Genomic DNA, 13,971 nt, shown 5'->3' with positions numbered 1-13,971 from the left:
CGATTTTCTCCCCATGGGCCAAATTGCGACTTCTGGCCGAACCCCTCATCGGCTGGGTTCACCACGAAGAACATATCGCCGAATTCGTGACCCGACGCCTGGGACGGGAGTTCCTCGACTACGCCATCGATCCCTTCATCTCCGGAGTCTACGCCGGCGACCCAGGCAGCTTGTCGGTGGCGGCGGCGGCACCCAAGGTGCATCAACTGGAACAAAGCTGGGGATCCCTGATCGTCGGCGGCATCATGGTCGGCAGGAAAAACAAGGCAATGGGCATGCCTCGGGGACGACTGGTGACCTTCGATGGAGGTCTGGAACTGCTCCCGGCCACCATCACCGCTCGTCTTCCCGCCGGCACGGTGCGCACCGGAATCGAGGTGGTCACCGTGCGTCCGGTCGAGGGCGGCTGGCAGGTGGAATGGCGCAATGCCCAAGGTGAACGGGGTTTGGAACGGGCCGAACGGGTGGTATTGGCCATGCCGGCCCACGCGGCGGCCAAGGCGCTCTTCACCACCCTTCCCGCCGCCAGTCAATTGTTGGCGGGTATCGCTTATGCGCCGGTCGCCTCGACCGCGTTGGGTTATGCCCGCGACCAGGTGAGCCATCCGTTGGATGGATTCGGGTTCCTTTTGCCCCGTCGCGAACGGGTACGTCTGCTCGGTGCGCTCTTCTCCTCGTCGCTTTTTCCCGGACGCGCGCCGGACAACAAAGTGTTGTTGACCAGCTTCATCGGTGGGGCCATGGATCACCAGGCCCTGACCATGCCCGATCCGGTACTCGAAGCCTGGGTGCGCAAGGATCTGGCCGATACCCTGGGCATTCGCGGCGAACCGGAATGGCTGCGCATGACCCGTTATCAGCAGGCCATTCCGCAATACAACGTCGGCCATCTGAACCGGATCAAGGCGCTGGACAAGATTCTGAAAGCCTATCCGGGGATTCACACCCGCGCCAACTGGCGGGATGGCATCTCGGTATCGGATTGCGTGCTCAACGCCGAGAAGCTGGCCAAACGTATGACCGGTGAACTGCCGGAAGAGCCGGAAGAGGAGGAGGGACAACCCGCATGACCCGTCTGATTGCCCTGGATACCGAAACCACCGGACTTTCCCCCAACAGGGGGGATCGCATCGTCGAGATTGGCTGCGTGGAGCTGATTCATATGCGCAAAGGGGCGACACGGCAGTGGTTCATCAATCCGGAACGACCGATTCCCGCCGAGGCGACCCGCATTCACGGCATCACCGATGAAAAGGTGGCCAATGAACCGATTTTCAGGAAAATTGCCGAGGACTTTTTGGCTTTTATCGGTTCGGATCAGCTGGTGATTTACAATGCCGGATTTGATCTGGGTTTTCTGAATGCCGAACTGGCGCGGATCAAACGACCCCTGCTGGATGGTTCCCGGGTGATCGATGCCCTGATGTTGGCGCGAAAACGTTTTCCTGGGGCCAAGGCTGATTTGGATTCGGTCTGCAAGCGGTTGAAGATTGATAACGCGCATCGCAAGTTGCATGGCGCGTTGCTGGATGCCGAGCTGTTGGCCGAAGTGTATGTTGCCTTGAATGGCGGCGCGCAGTTCGCGATGGATTTGACCGGCGGGGTTGAGGAGGTTGTCGTTAAGGTCGCAACCACGGAGCAGGCGGTGACCGTGGGGGATGTGGTTCGTCCGGTGCGTGCCTGGCCGATCGCCAGGGAGGAAGAGCAGGCCCATGCGGCGTTTCTGGAGTTCATGCAGAAAGAGCATGGTGCTTGTTTGTGGACGAATTGAGAGGGTGATTCAACGGTCGCAAGGGTCCGGGGACCGAAGGTCCCCGACTTGAAAGGCTGTTTGGCAAATGCCAAACAGCCGACACGGGCCATTCGTGGCCCGCCTCCTCATACCTCATCGATGAAATTGGGCACCTGACTCTCCAGACCCACTGCCTTTTCCACATCAAGGACAAAGGCAATGCCGGAGCCGGGTTGATGAAAAGCCCCCACTTTTTTGATGGTCTTTAAAACCGGCTTGACCAGATGCTCTTCGACCAAAAACAAAATCATGTCACGCTGAATGTCGAGGGTCAGACCAAAAATGGTCTTGACACCATGAATGCCCACACCACGCGCGGGAATGATCGTGGCGCCGGTCGCGCCGGATTTGCGTGCTGCGGCCACGATTCCGTCGCTCAAGTCGGAACGGATGGTCACCACGATCAGCTTGAAACGCATGCGACCCTCCGTGCTCATTCCAGACTGCCGTAAGAGGAGGTTCTACGCCGCCGCCGCATGATGAGTCCGGCAATGAAACCAACGATCAACACACCAGCACCCGCCAGAAAAAAAAGCGTGTCGGACTGCTTTTCCAAGATGCGGTTCTCATCGTTGGCCTGTTTCAGCTCCTTTTCCAGTCGTGAGGTCTTGGAGACCAACTCCTGATTCTCCTGCTCGATGCGCAGGGCGTTGCGGGAGACCTCCTGGATGCGCTTGAGTTCGTTCTGGAGCTTCTCCTGGTTCACCAGCTTGGCGCGCAACTCGTCGATCTCGGCACGCAGCTGGTTGCGTTCGATCTCCGGCGGGATCTTGGCAGAGAGGGAACGATGCGCCACCCAGCCGTCACTGCCGTCGGAAAGACGGACATGATCCCATCCGGAACCGTTGCTTTCCAAGAACTCCAGCTTGTCCCCGGCCTTGAGGGTGCGGATCACCGGGGCGTTCAAACCCGCCGAACGGCGCAGATTGATCTGTTCATCCGCGACATAGCGATCCTCGGACAGGGCTGGCAGGGCTTGCATGGCCAGCAACAGACCGAGGCAAAGTGCCGTGATCCATTTGATTTCAAGGCCACCACGCCTTGAGGGCGGAAAAAATTCGTTCATGCGTAAACCCGATCCTGTTGAAAGTAATCCGTTTCGATTTATGATGCCTGTTTGGCGGGGTTCGTCAACCAGGAAAGCCCCAAGCCCCGACCCTTTTTCCATTGATTGCCTCAAGCGATTCCAAGGAGCCGATATGTCGTTGGACAACCATGTCAGCAAGGCACGCGTGCTGGTCGAGGCCTTGCCTTACATGCGCCGATTCGATGGCGCCACCTTTGTGATCAAGTATGGCGGTCACGCCATGGTCGATGAGAGTCTCAAGAAGAGTTTCGCCCAGGATGTGATTCTGCTGCGCCAGATCGGGATCAATCCGGTGGTGGTGCATGGCGGCGGACCGCAGATCAGCCAGACCATGACACGCATGGGGTTGAAACCCCGGATGATCGACGGACAGCGGGTGACCGATGAGGAGACCGTCAACGTGGTCGAAATGGTGTTGGCCGGCAAGGTCAACAAGGATATCGTCAACCTGATCAACCTCAACGGTGGTCGGGCCGCCGGATTGTCCGGCAAGGATGGTCACACGATCCTGGCGCGCAAGCGTCCGCCGAAACGCAAGGCGGCTCCGGATCCGGAACAGCCCGAAGAGCTGATCGACCTGGGTTGGGTCGGCGACGTGGAGGAGGTCGATACCACGCTTTTGGAGATGTTTCGGAATTCCGACGTGATTCCGGTGGTGGCGCCGGTGGGGGTGGGTCGTGCCGGCGAGACCTACAACATCAACGCCGATGCGGTGGCCGGCAAGGTGGCCGCGGCGTTGAAGGCGGAAAAGCTGATTCTTCTGACCGACGTTCCCGGCGTGCGCGATCAGGACGGGGGGTTGATCAGCCGTCTCGGGGCCACGGAGGCGACCCGGATGATTCGCGAGGGTGTGATCAGCGGCGGCATGATTCCGAAGGTGGAGACCTGTCTGGCGGCGCGGCGCGGCGGGGTGACCACCACCCACATCATCGATGGCCGGGTGGAGCATGCCCTGCTTCTGGAGATCTTCACGGATCAGGGAATCGGCACGCTGGTGGCATGACCCTCCCTTTCGGGATGGTTTGGACCGGACCTGCCAATGCGGTGAAAGATATGGCATCGCGACAAGGGTTCGAACGTGTTGGGTTGAAATCAAGGCCGCCATCGGCGGTCCATGGAAAGGGTCAAAAAATGATCGCACCCGTTGTCGTGCAAATCCGGTGCCGCCATGCCTGAACAGAACGAAATGCCTGGCCAACCGCTTGGCAAGGATGCGTTGATCGCCTGGATGGAACAGGGTTGCAAGCCGTCCCGGGAGTGGCGCATTGGCACGGAACACGAAAAGTTCGGCTTTGACAAGCATGATCTCCGGCCCATTCCCTACGAGGGTCCCAACGGCATCGAGACCCTGTTGACCGGAATGGCCAGTCGTTTCGGTTGGGAGATCGAGCTTGAACAGGGCCGACCGATCGCCTTGAAGAAGGATCGGGCGGCCATCACCCTCGAACCGGGCGGACAGGTGGAGCTTTCCGGCGCGCCCATGAAGGACATTCATGCCGCCTGGCAGGAGATCGACGACCATCTGCATCAACTCGGCCAGGTGTGTCGCGAGTTGGGGGTGGCTTTTCTGGGGATCGGCGCGCAGCCCTTGTGGCCCTTCGAGGCGATTCCGTGGATGCCCAAGGGGCGTTATCGGGCCATGCGTGCCTATCTGCCCACCCGTGGTCATCTGAGTCTTGACATGATGGCGCGTACCGCCACGGTTCAGGCCAATCTCGATTTCGGCGACGAGGCCGACATGGTGCGCAAGTTCCGGCTGGCGCTGGCCTTGCAGCCTTTGGTGACCGCGTTGTTCGCCAATTCTCCGTTCATGGATGGCAAGCCGACCGGCTTCTTGTCGCATCGGGCCTGGATCTGGCGCCACACCGATCCGGATCGGTGCGGCTGGCTGCCGTTCGTTTTCGAGGCGGGATTCGGTTTCGAACGTTATGTCGAATATGCGCTCGATACCCCGATGTTGTTCATCCATCGCGACAAAACCTATCGCGATGCGGGGGGCGTGCCGTTTCGGGCCTTTCTGGAGGGCAGGCATCCGGCCTTGCCGGGCGTTCACGCCACCCTTTCCGATTGGGAGACCCATTTGACCACGTTGTTTCCGGATGTGCGGTTGAAGCGCTATCTGGAGACACGAGGCGCAGACGCGGGCAATTCCGCGACGTTGTGTGCCCTGCCGGCCTTCTGGAAGGGGATTCTTTACCACGAGGATGCGATATCGGCCTGTTGGGAGTTGGTGAAGGATTGGGAACATGAGGAGCGGGCGGCGATTCATGCCGAGGTGCCGCGTTTGGCGTTGCGGACGCCGATTCCCGGCCATCGCACCTTGCGGGATTTGGCGTTGGAGGTCTTGCCGCACGCCAAGGCCGGGTTGGCCGCGCACAGTCGGTTGAACGCCAAGGGGTGTGACGAGACGATGTTTTTGAAGCCTCTTTTTGCCACGGCGGCCAGTGGGGTGACACCCGCGGAGCGGATGTTGGAGGCCTACCGGCAGCGTTGGGGTGGGCGGGTGGAGCCGGTGTTCGTGGAGCAGGAGTTCGAGACCTTTTTGGCCGAGTGTGGGTGAGGGGGTTCTCCCCCCATCATGCAAGTTTGGAAACGAAGCTCGTATTTTGCACTGTGGCCTTGCGGGAAACGACGCATCTCAAAATAGACGCGGTTTAAAAGACCGTCTTTGAAAGAAAACCGGGGGGACCATCCCCGGTGATCCGACTCCAGACAGCCAATCCAGTGTCACCCCCAACCCTCTGCTCCCCAACCCCCATGCCCGAACTCCCCGAAATCGAAACCATCCGCGCTGGTCTCACCCCCCACCTGGTGGGCCGAACCATCCAAAACCTATCCATCCATACCTCTAAACTCCGTTGGCCCATCCCCATCGATACCCTGCGACAAAACCTCGTCGGCCAAACCATCCATACCTTGCACCGCCGCGGAAAATACCTGCTCTGGTCCATGCATGCCGGCCACCAATTGATCCATCTGGGCATGTCGGGACAATTGCTCATCCAGAACCCTGCCACCCCTGCCACACGCCACGATCACGTCATTTGGGAGTTTGACGACGGAACCCACCTGCTCCTGCGCGATCCGCGTCGCTTCGGCGCCCTGCTCTGGATCGAGGGCGATTGGCACCATCACCCCCTGCTCGCCAAACTCGGACCCGAACCCCTGGAGCCAACCTTTCATGCCGATCACCTGGCCGCCTGGTGCCGAGGACGCCGCGTGGCGATTAAATCTCTGATCATGCAAGGTGCCGTGGTGGTCGGGGTGGGCAACATCTACGCCAACGAAGCCCTTTTTCTGGCCGGCGTGCATCCGGCTCGACCCGCCGGATCCCTCAAGCCCGACGAATGCATCCGTTTGACCCGTACCATCAAGCAGGTGCTGGAAGCCGCCATTCGTCAAGGCGGAACCACCTTGCGGGATTATCGGCAGAGCGATGGAAAGCCTGGATATTTTTCAATAGAACTGAACGTATATGGTCGAACCGGCCAAACCTGCCCCATCTGCGCTGCGCCGATTCGGTCACAACGCCTGGGGCAGCGATCCGCCTTTTTTTGCCCACACTGCCAACCCGAATCTTTCCAGGCGTGACGAGCCATCCGGTCATACAGCCTGGGCCAGTCTGCTTTCGACCCAAAACCCCGATCCCAACCCGACAAATACCCAGACAAACACCCAAACACAAAAAGGCGTGGGACTTTCATCCCACGCCTGACCAGAGACCCTGAAGTCCCGGACCGCTAAAGCTCAGTGCTTGACCGGCTTGGCCGTGTACTGCTGCTTGCCATACTTCTGCATGAACCGCTCGACGCGACCCGCGGTGTCCACCAGCTTGTGCTTGCCGGTGTAGAAGGGATGACACTCGGAGCAGACGCCCAAAGTCAAATCCGAACCCGTGGAACGGGTCTTGAAAACATGACCGCAACCAATGCAGGTGTAGGTGACGTCTTTGTACTGGGGATGGATATCGTTTTTCATGGCTGTCCCTTCCTTGACCATCAATTGTTCATGCTGGCGAAAAATTCCGCATTATTCTTGGTTGCCTTGATTTTGTCCAGGAGAAATGACATCGAATCCTGCGGACCCATGGGCAACAGGATGCGACGCAACACCCAGAGCTTGCTCAGATCGTCCTTGTCGATCAAAAGCTCCTCCTTGCGGGTGCCGGAACGGGCAATGTCGATGGCCGGGAAGATGCGCCGCTCCACGAGCTTGCGATCCAAACTCACCTCCATGTTGCCCGTGCCCTTGAACTCCTCGAAGATCACCTCGTCCATGCGCGAACCGGTCTCCACGAGCGCGGTGGCGATGATGGTGAGCGATCCGCCCTCCTCGATGTTGCGCGCCGCACCGAAGAACCGCTTGGGACGCTGCAAGGCGTTGGCGTCGATACCACCGGAAAGCACCTTGCCGGAAGAGGGGGCAACCGTGTTGTAGGCACGCGCCAGACGGGTGATGGAGTCGAGCAGAATCACCACGTCCCGTTTGTGCTCGACCAAACGCTTGGCCTTTTCGATCACCATTTCCGCCACCTGAACATGCCGGGTGGCCGGCTCGTCGAAGGTGGACGAAACCACCTCACCCTTGACCGACCGCTTCATGTCGGTCACCTCTTCGGGCCGCTCGTCGATGAGCAGAACCTGAAGGATCACCTCGGGATGGTTTTCGGCGATGGCGTGGGCGATGCTCTGCATGAGCATGGTCTTGCCGGTGCGCGGCTGGGCGACGATCAGACCACGCTGCCCCTTGCCGATCGGACACAACAGATCGATCACCCGCGTGCCGGCATCCTTGATGGACGAATGGTCGGGCAACTCCATCACCAGCCGCTGATCCGGATAGAGCGGGGTGAGGTTGTCGAAGTTGATCTTGTTGCGCGCCTTGATGGGATCCTCGTAGTTGATCTTTTCCACCCGCAACAGAGCGAAATAACGTTCGCTCTCCTTGGGGGAACGGATCTGCCCCTCCACGACATCCCCGGTGCGCAACCCGAAACGACGGATCTGCGACGGCGACACGTAGATGTCATCCGGACCGGGGAGATAGTTGGTGTCCGGAGCACGGAGGAATCCGAAGCCGTCCTGGAGGACTTCAAGCACCCCCTCGGCATAGATCTGTGCGTTGTTGTTGGCGCTCTCGGCCTTGAGGATCGCGTAGATCAACTCCTGCTTGCGCATCCCCATCAGACCTTCCACGTTGAGCGCGGAGGCCATTTCCGACAGGGTGGTGACCGGAAGGGCTTTCAAGTCGCTCAAATGGGTGATGGGATGGCGATCGGTTCTCGAGGGAGGCGTGTCCGGACGAGGAGCGGGTGGTGGTCCGAGGTCGTCATCGCCGGAGAACGGGGGTTGCGCCAGATCCGGAGAGTCGGCGGTGGGATCGGTTTGCGGGTGTATACGTTTTTTTGGCATGCGGTGACAGCGATCTTAAGCAAGGATTGGAAATTTGTAAGATGCGGGGAGATCCCCCTCACCCCCCTGGGCGTGGATTTTCATGAGCAATTTCCACGGTAAAAACAACCATCCGGCGCGTTTGACAAAACTTGCAAGATGGGGAATTCCCCTCTCTCCGACCGAGAATTCCCTGGCGGGAGTTGTTCGGTCAAGCAGAGACTTGACAAGACGGACCGCGCGCAAACGGCATGGATTGAGCTGTGGATCCTAAGATTCAGACACGATCCTTCGTGCGAGGTCAACTAAGTCGGGAAAAGGTTTGATCGGGCTTCGAGTGGTCTTTGGAAAGTTTCGGGGCGATCCACGATCTGGGCACGATTGGCGCACGATTTGGGCACGATTTGGGCACGATTGGCGCACGCTTGAGACGCGTCTGGGCGTCGGGACTATTGGTTTTTGGCGTGGCGCGCGGGATTTAGATATCTGTAGTCAGGATGAAATGCCAAAATTCTAGCCATGGAATTTGCAAAAGTCAAACACAAAATCACGAACCGTCGAATACCGTATGATTTTGTAACCGATAAGCGTTCCATTGACCCGGCCAGGCGGGATCTTGCGCAGGAAATTGACCGGTCAGTCGTTTCCAAAGGTCCCGAATTTGTGACAAAAGAGTCTCCGCATCGCATCGGTTGTCGAGGATCCAGTCGGCATGTTGCTGTTTGATCGTCTCGGGGAGCTGCTGGGCGATGATGTTTTGACGTGTGGTGGTGGTGAGATTGGTGCGTTCGGCAAGTCGTTCGGTCTGACGGTCGCCGCAGATCACCACGGCAATCGAATCGCACAGGGATTCGGATCCGGTTTCGAACAGCAGGGGGATCTCCAGGGCGACGATGCGGCGTTGACCTGGCGCGGTTTGGGCATCCCACCGGTCCAGGCTCGTGGCCATCGACGTGAAGACATGCGGATGGATGAGTCCTTCCAGCGCACGGCGTTGATCCGGGTCGGAAAAGACCCGTTCGGCGAGCAGGGGGCGATTCAGGATCCGATCCGGGGTGAGCAGGTCCGCGCCGAACCGTTCGGCCACCCGATCCAGGAGCGGGGAGCCGGGTGCGAGCGCCTGTCTGGCCAGTTGGTCGGCATCCAGGGTGAGGGCTCCCCGTTCGCCCAACAGGCGGGTGACGGTCGATTTGCCGCAGCCGATGGAGCCGGTGATGCCGAGCAGATAGAGCATGGTTCCTCGAGTCGCATCCCCATCGCGGATCTTGGGTTACATGGAGTCGGTTTGACCAAGGCCAAACAGGCTCTCACGCATCGGGCTTGCTTCCGCCCAGACTCACCGGCACCAGGGTGTGAATTTTCAACAGCCGGTCCGCGGTACGCACGCCCCAGTATCCGAGGATGAGCGCGCCCGCCAGACTTATCCAGAGGGTCAACCGCTCGGGCATGGCCAGGATTGGAAAGAATCCGCGCGTCCAGGCCACGCCGGCCCAGAGCAGCAGCAGCCAGGAGGCGACCCGATCCCCCATCACCGCACCCGCCGAGAAAAATCCCGCCACGCGCACGGTCACGCCGATGATCAGCGTGGTCAGGCAGCCCACCCCCAACAGATGGACCGCCACATCCGGCGATCCCTCCCCGGTCACCAGCCAGGCCGCCGCCAGCAGGGCATGCAGAAAGCCGAGCGTCAGGGTGACGTTGATCGATGCCCATCCCATGCGCCACGCGGCCACAAAGAATTGGGTACCGTGCAGGAGAAAAAACAGGGTGACCAGCCAGGCCGCGCCGGCCAAGGGCCAGATTTCCAGAGGTGTCAGACCCGCGAGCGCCGAGAAGAGCCAGGCCAGGGCCAGGGTGATGGCGAACAGGCGCGCGGGTTGGTTCTGGAGCAGACGACCGCCGAGCACGTTCTGGATCAACTGCTGTCCTGCCACCAAGGCCATGGTGACCGGTCCGCACCAGAGCAGGAACAGCGCCTCGCCCGGATCATCCAGGGAAAGCCAGGGTGCCGCGGCCATCAGGGTCATGCCGGCGGCCAGGGGATAGCCCCGTTGGACCCGGAGACCGGGGTTGCCTTGTCGGGTCACCTGAAACAGAAAATAGCCCGCCCCGCCATACGCTACGCTGATCAATACCGCTCCGGTCATCGCGAGCCACTCCAGGCTGAACAGCGAGAAGAACAGACCGGTCCAGAGCAGAAGGGTGAGTTTCAACAGGCTGGAGGAGGGAGGTGGCTTGCCGCCGGTGACATGCGGTCCGGATTGCAGGGCAAACCCCAGAAGAAATGAACCCAGGAACCCCTCGATCTGCACCCGGGCGTGCCAGAGTCGGATCAGGAAAAAGTCCCCCTGGACCGGGAGTTGATCGTGTTGCCACATCCACAGGAAAAACCCGAACAGGAATCCCACGCCGGCGAACAACAGACCACCCAACCAGAAACGATGCAGCACCGGTTGGCGGGTGAAGGTCATGGGTGCGAAGGATTGATCCGCGGGCGCGAGGATCTGAATCAGACGTTTCATGGGATCTTTTGACCATGTGGATGGTGATTGAATTGGATCGGGCGCCATGCCACTGGATTTTCGAGTGGGGCGCGGAAACGGTCAAGCCTTGATGGCGATTATTTGCAGGTGAAAAATTTTTTTACAAACGGTCAAATTTCTTTACAATCAGTCAATCATTTGTTTTTGTTATATTTATTCGTGATATTGCCCATTTTTTCAAAATTTGATGTAATAATTTCTGTCGCTTGTGTGGGGTATTCAAAAAATTATTTCTTAAATTTCAATCCAATGACCCCATAGCCGTCCTGGCATGCAATCTGCTAGAATGTTAACGAGTATTCATTCCATGTTTTCCATCGCATCTTCACAGGAGGGGGTCATGAAGAACTGCTGGGAAAAAAATCAGTGTGGACGAGAACCCGGAGGGAGCAAGGAGGCCAAGCTTGGCACCTGTCCGGTGGCCACCTTCGAAATGGCGGATGGATTCCTGGGCGGCAAGAACGGGGGTCGGGCCTGTATTTTCATTGTCGGTTCGCTGGCTCCGGCAGAGCGGCTCAACACCTGCGCCTCCCTGGTCAAGCAGTCCAAGCGCGACTGCCATCAATGCGCCTTTTTTGTCGATTTGAAGAAAAAATACAAGAAGGCCTTCAATCTTGAGGTGTTCAACCGTTACATCGAAAACTCCGCCACCATGACGTTGGCGTGATCGTTCAACCTCTTCCACGCTTTTGGCGTCGGTCGCGCCAGACGGCGACGCTCCACAGCGTCGCACCCAAAAGGATCAACAGCAGCGCGAACCCCTGATTCGACGTCAATCCCGCGGCCAATCTCTCTCCCTTCAAATCCCCGCGCCAGAACGAAACCATGAAGTAGACCCCGAACAGGGCCACGGTTCCCAGACCGGTGAGGGCTCCCGGCATTTCTTTGATGCGCGGCTGGATGGTCAGCAGCCAGCGGCTGGAGGCCAACGCCGCCAATCCCATGTAGAGCTGTGTCGGGTGGACCGGGATTCCGGCGGGCGGACCGATGCCGAAGGTTTCGCCGAAGGTCACGCCCCACGGCAGGGTGGTGGGGGTGCCATGGCAGCAGCCGGCGGAAAAGCAGCCAAAGGTGCGTTGCAGGCCGTAGCCGAGCACGAAATAGGGGATGAGAAAATCCATGACCCGCCAGAAGGGTAATGTTTTCCAATGGCAGTAGCCGGCCAGCAGGAGAAAAAAGGCCGTGGTGACTGCCACGGTGCTCAGGCTTTCGAGTCTGGCGGGATCCAGATGGGCGCGCAGGCTGGCCAGGGAGTACTCCCCGGAGAGGAGCAGGAGGATCAATCCGCCGCCGAACCAGATGGAAAAGACCACCAGAAAGCTGATGTCGCCGAGATGGGACTGTTCCAGAAGAGTTTCGTCCCGATGTTTGCGCGCCAGAAAATAGATGAAAAAGAGCGCGGCCATCATCACGAAGCCGTAGGTATGGACGGTGATCTCTCCGAAGTGGGCCAGGATGGGATGCATGCGGGTTTTCTGGGATCAGGTTGATGTATCGGGACGGGATTCGGCGATGCGGTGGATGATGACCGCGCTCAGACCCCAATCCATGGCCAGGGTGATGTCGATGCCGAGTGAGATGAAATAGGGGTTGTAGTAGTGCCAGTAGCCGAGCTGCACGCAGGTGTATTCCCCGAGGGTGCCGAGCAGGGCGCCGATCACGAAGATCGACAGATCCGTTTCCGCGCGCCAGTATCCGGCCATGGCGATCAGGAATCCGGCGTAGAGCAGATGGACCAGCGGCATTTTATCCATCAGGGTGAGGGTGAGAAAGGCATAAACCGATATCAGGATCGCGAGGATCCGGACATAGGGAACGCGGAAAGGGTTTCCGGCGGGCAGCATGGCCAGAAGCAGCCGGGTCAGGCGTCGATAGAGGGCGAACAGGTTGGCCCAGATGAGCGGGATCCAGATCGGCAGGCCGAGGATCAAGCCTGGCGCGTGGTAGGTCCACTCTCCCAGGTGGACGCTGACCGCCTCGGCGGGGGTGCCGAGCAGAGCCGCGGCCAGCATGGCGCGATGGTCGTTCGGATGGGGATGGTATTGGAGCTGGGCGATCAGAACCAGTGTCAGCACGATCGTGGTCAACGCGGGTTGATGCCAGCTCCAGACCACCGTCGCGAACAGCGTGGCTCCGGTGAGCGCGGCAAACAGGGCCTGGGGTGTCCAGTGGGTCATCCGGGGTTGCATGTCGATACCGTGCTATCCATGAAATCGGTCGCGATGGATTGGATTATCTGCTATGGTAATGGTTTTTGGTTGGAAAGGCCACCGAACGTTACCTGGGAGGAGCATCATGACGCATGTGATCGATGGCAAGCGCATCGCCGCCGATATTCGGGAGACCCTGCGCCAGGAGGTGACCTTGTTGCGAGAGCGGCACGGCATCGTTCCGGGGTTGGCCGTGGTGATCGTGGGGGATGATCCGGCCTCCAAGGTTTACGTACGCATGAAGCGTCAGGCCTGCGAGACTGCCGGCATCGCTTCGTTCCATCACGAACTGCCTGGCGACACCTCTCAGGAGGTTTTGCTTGCATTGATTGCGCGGCTCAATGCCGATCCGGCGGTGCATGGGATTCTCACCCAGCTTCCTCTTCCGGGTCACATCTCCGAGCGGGCCATTCTGGAGGCCATCTCTCCGTTCAAGGATGTGGACGGGTTCCATCCTCACAACGTTGGCATGTTGGCCATTGGCGAGCCGTTGTTTCCGCCCTGCACCCCATTCGGGGTGATGGAGTTGTTGCGGGTCGAGGGGATCGATCCCAAGTCCAGGCATGTGGTGGTGGTGGGGCGTTCCAACATTGTTGGCAAGCCGATGGCGTTGTTGATGCTTGCTGCCCATGCCACGGTCACCATCTGTCATTCGCGCAGTGCCGATCTGCCGGCGTTGGTGGGTTCGGCGGACATTCTGGTGGCCGCGGTGGGCAAGCCGCGCATGATTCCCGGTGATTGGATTCGCGAGGGGGCGGTGGTGATCGATGTAGGCACCAATCGTCTGCCGGATGGTTCGTTGTGTGGGGATGTGGATTTTGAGTCCGCGCGGCTCAAGGCGTCGCACATCACCCCGTCGCCGGGTGGCGTGGGGCCGATGACCATTGCGATGTTGTTGAAGAATACCGTCAAGAGTGCCAGGCGGACGCATGGATTGGATTGAGGTGGG

At 59.4% G+C, this 13,971-nt stretch carries 15 protein-coding genes; 7 read left to right on the top strand and 8 right to left on the bottom strand.

Going from position 1 to position 13,971, the window contains the following annotated elements; translation table 11 throughout:
* On the top strand, window positions 1–1,070 hold a 1,070-nt coding region (hemG, locus tag ACV4UY_RS10260; protein ID WP_491607500.1), incomplete at its 5' end, for a protoporphyrinogen oxidase.
* Window positions 1,067–1,771: a DNA polymerase III subunit epsilon gene (gene dnaQ, locus ACV4UY_RS10255; RefSeq protein WP_491607499.1), complete on the top strand. Its 705-nt coding sequence runs from the start codon at window positions 1,067–1,069 to the stop codon at window positions 1,769–1,771. The genes hemG and dnaQ, both read left to right, overlap by 4 nt.
* Window positions 1,772–1,878: 107 nt before the next feature.
* Here dnaQ and ACV4UY_RS10250 read toward each other — a convergent pair whose 3' ends face one another.
* A complete protein-coding gene (locus ACV4UY_RS10250; RefSeq protein WP_491607498.1) occupies window positions 1,879–2,211 on the bottom strand; it encodes a P-II family nitrogen regulator in 333 nt (110 codons plus the stop codon).
* Window positions 2,212–2,225: 14 nt separating this feature from the next.
* Window positions 2,226–2,858 carry a TIGR04211 family SH3 domain-containing protein gene (locus ACV4UY_RS10245; protein ID WP_491607497.1) on the bottom strand — a complete coding sequence of 211 codons (633 nt, stop codon included), beginning with the start codon at window positions 2,856–2,858 and terminating at the stop codon, window positions 2,226–2,228.
* Window positions 2,859–2,991: 133 nt separating this feature from the next.
* Between ACV4UY_RS10245 and argB the strand changes: the two genes are divergently transcribed.
* The 3 genes from argB (at window position 2,992) to mutM (ending at window position 6,470) form a co-directional block, all read left to right on the top strand.
* The gene (argB, locus tag ACV4UY_RS10240; RefSeq protein ID WP_491607496.1) at window positions 2,992–3,882 is read left to right on the top strand and encodes an acetylglutamate kinase; all 891 of its coding nucleotides are present in this window, start codon (window positions 2,992–2,994) and stop codon (window positions 3,880–3,882) included.
* A 165-nt stretch (window positions 3,883–4,047) separates the two neighbouring features.
* The gene (locus tag ACV4UY_RS10235) at window positions 4,048–5,439 is read left to right on the top strand and encodes a glutamate--cysteine ligase (RefSeq protein ID WP_491607495.1); all 1,392 of its coding nucleotides are present in this window, start codon (window positions 4,048–4,050) and stop codon (window positions 5,437–5,439) included.
* 197 nt (window positions 5,440–5,636) lie between these two features.
* A complete protein-coding gene (mutM, locus tag ACV4UY_RS10230; protein WP_491607494.1) occupies window positions 5,637–6,470 on the top strand; it encodes a bifunctional DNA-formamidopyrimidine glycosylase/DNA-(apurinic or apyrimidinic site) lyase in 834 nt (277 codons plus the stop codon).
* 156 nt (window positions 6,471–6,626) lie between these two features.
* Here mutM and rpmE read toward each other — a convergent pair whose 3' ends face one another.
* The 4 genes from rpmE to ACV4UY_RS10210 form a co-directional block, all read right to left on the bottom strand.
* Window positions 6,627–6,857 carry a 50S ribosomal protein L31 gene (gene rpmE, locus ACV4UY_RS10225; RefSeq protein ID WP_420906259.1) on the bottom strand — a complete coding sequence of 77 codons (231 nt, stop codon included), beginning with the start codon at window positions 6,855–6,857 and terminating at the stop codon, window positions 6,627–6,629.
* 20 nt (window positions 6,858–6,877) lie between these two features.
* Entirely contained in the window at window positions 6,878–8,290 is a 1,413-nt protein-coding gene (gene rho / locus ACV4UY_RS10220) for a transcription termination factor Rho (protein ID WP_420906258.1), read from the bottom strand.
* A 526-nt stretch (window positions 8,291–8,816) separates the two neighbouring features.
* Window positions 8,817–9,503, bottom strand: a complete 687-nt coding sequence (gene coaE / locus ACV4UY_RS10215) for a dephospho-CoA kinase (RefSeq protein ID WP_491607493.1) — start codon at window positions 9,501–9,503, stop codon at window positions 8,817–8,819.
* Between the two features lie 73 nt (window positions 9,504–9,576).
* Window positions 9,577–10,791 carry an NnrS family protein gene (locus ACV4UY_RS10210; protein ID WP_491607492.1) on the bottom strand — a complete coding sequence of 405 codons (1,215 nt, stop codon included), beginning with the start codon at window positions 10,789–10,791 and terminating at the stop codon, window positions 9,577–9,579.
* Between the two features lie 361 nt (window positions 10,792–11,152).
* Between ACV4UY_RS10210 and ACV4UY_RS10205 the strand changes: the two genes are divergently transcribed.
* Window positions 11,153–11,479 (top strand): two-CW domain-containing protein, encoded by a 327-nt coding sequence (locus tag ACV4UY_RS10205; protein WP_491607491.1) that lies wholly within the window; start codon window positions 11,153–11,155, stop codon window positions 11,477–11,479.
* Window positions 11,480–11,483: 4 nt separating this feature from the next.
* On the opposite strand, the gene ACV4UY_RS10200 is transcribed toward ACV4UY_RS10205, so the two are convergent.
* Window positions 11,484–12,278: a prolipoprotein diacylglyceryl transferase gene (locus tag ACV4UY_RS10200; RefSeq protein ID WP_491607490.1), complete on the bottom strand. Its 795-nt coding sequence runs from the start codon at window positions 12,276–12,278 to the stop codon at window positions 11,484–11,486.
* A gap of 15 nt (window positions 12,279–12,293) precedes the next feature.
* Complete coding sequence (locus ACV4UY_RS10195) at window positions 12,294–13,001, bottom strand: hypothetical protein (protein ID WP_491607489.1); 708 nt, start codon at window positions 12,999–13,001, stop codon at window positions 12,294–12,296.
* 106 nt (window positions 13,002–13,107) lie between these two features.
* Here ACV4UY_RS10195 and folD point away from each other — a divergent pair, with 106 nt between their 5' ends.
* The gene (gene folD, locus ACV4UY_RS10190) at window positions 13,108–13,965 is read left to right on the top strand and encodes a bifunctional methylenetetrahydrofolate dehydrogenase/methenyltetrahydrofolate cyclohydrolase FolD (protein ID WP_491607488.1); all 858 of its coding nucleotides are present in this window, start codon (window positions 13,108–13,110) and stop codon (window positions 13,963–13,965) included.
* Window positions 13,966–13,971 lie beyond the last annotated feature (6 nt).

Source organism: Candidatus Magnetaquiglobus sp. (assembly GCF_058402785.1).
This window is presented reverse-complemented; position numbering and strand designations above follow the sequence as displayed.

What these genes read in the sequence shown, in the direction of transcription:
- ACV4UY_RS10200 (WP_491607490.1), bottom strand. Translation starts at nt 12,278, where the DNA reads ATGCATCCCATCCTGGCCCACTTCGGAGAGATCACCGTCCATACCTAC.
- coaE (WP_491607493.1), bottom strand. Translation starts at nt 9,503, where the DNA reads ATGCTCTATCTGCTCGGCATCACCGGCTCCATCGGCTGCGGCAAATCG.
- ACV4UY_RS10235 (WP_491607495.1), top strand. Translation starts at nt 4,048, where the DNA reads ATGCCTGAACAGAACGAAATGCCTGGCCAACCGCTTGGCAAGGATGCG.
- ACV4UY_RS10205 (WP_491607491.1), top strand. Translation starts at nt 11,153, where the DNA reads ATGAAGAACTGCTGGGAAAAAAATCAGTGTGGACGAGAACCCGGAGGG.
- ACV4UY_RS10250 (WP_491607498.1), bottom strand. Translation starts at nt 2,211, where the DNA reads ATGCGTTTCAAGCTGATCGTGGTGACCATCCGTTCCGACTTGAGCGAC.
- rho (WP_420906258.1), bottom strand. Translation starts at nt 8,290, where the DNA reads ATGCCAAAAAAACGTATACACCCGCAAACCGATCCCACCGCCGACTCT.
- dnaQ (WP_491607499.1), top strand. Translation starts at nt 1,067, where the DNA reads ATGACCCGTCTGATTGCCCTGGATACCGAAACCACCGGACTTTCCCCC.
- rpmE (WP_420906259.1), bottom strand. Translation starts at nt 6,857, where the DNA reads ATGAAAAACGATATCCATCCCCAGTACAAAGACGTCACCTACACCTGC.
- mutM (WP_491607494.1), top strand. Translation starts at nt 5,637, where the DNA reads ATGCCCGAACTCCCCGAAATCGAAACCATCCGCGCTGGTCTCACCCCC.
- ACV4UY_RS10210 (WP_491607492.1), bottom strand. Translation starts at nt 10,791, where the DNA reads ATGAAACGTCTGATTCAGATCCTCGCGCCCGCGGATCAATCCTTCGCA.
- folD (WP_491607488.1), top strand. Translation starts at nt 13,108, where the DNA reads ATGACGCATGTGATCGATGGCAAGCGCATCGCCGCCGATATTCGGGAG.
- argB (WP_491607496.1), top strand. Translation starts at nt 2,992, where the DNA reads ATGTCGTTGGACAACCATGTCAGCAAGGCACGCGTGCTGGTCGAGGCC.
- ACV4UY_RS10195 (WP_491607489.1), bottom strand. Translation starts at nt 13,001, where the DNA reads ATGCAACCCCGGATGACCCACTGGACACCCCAGGCCCTGTTTGCCGCG.
- ACV4UY_RS10245 (WP_491607497.1), bottom strand. Translation starts at nt 2,858, where the DNA reads ATGAACGAATTTTTTCCGCCCTCAAGGCGTGGTGGCCTTGAAATCAAA.